Origin of the sequence: Trinickia terrae (assembly GCF_005144415.1) — a bacterium.
Taxonomy (GTDB): Bacteria; Pseudomonadota; Gammaproteobacteria; order Burkholderiales; family Burkholderiaceae; genus Trinickia_A; species Trinickia_A terrae.
The window spans coordinates 1-261 of record NZ_SWJE01000060.1 but is presented as its reverse complement, the minus strand read 5'-3'; the positions used below and the strand labels follow the sequence as shown (position 1 = coordinate 261).

Below are 261 nucleotides of genomic sequence, written 5' to 3'. Positions count from 1 at the left end.
AGTTCGAGGTCGCCGTAGATCTGCAGGTGCGCGTAGCCGGGCGTGTGGCCGGCGTCGATGTCGGCGAGTTGCGCGGCGCAATGCGACGCTTCGATGAACTGGCCTTTGAAGATCTTGGCGGCGACGTCGAGCGGGATGTCGTCGGATGCGAGGGCCGAGGATGCTGCGAAGTAGATCGTCGAGAACATGCTGTGCTCCTGACTCAGTGAATTGTGCGTTAGCGGGTTGACGCGATTCGTGAAGCAGTGAGTGCATGTTTTC

General features: G+C 60.2%; 1 pseudogene. It reads right to left on the bottom strand.

Features of this window, described 5'->3' with window-relative positions:
• Window positions 1–188: pseudogene (locus tag FAZ69_RS33070) on the bottom strand (helix-turn-helix transcriptional regulator); the annotation flags it as partial.
• Between the last annotated feature and the right edge of the window lie 73 nt (window positions 189–261).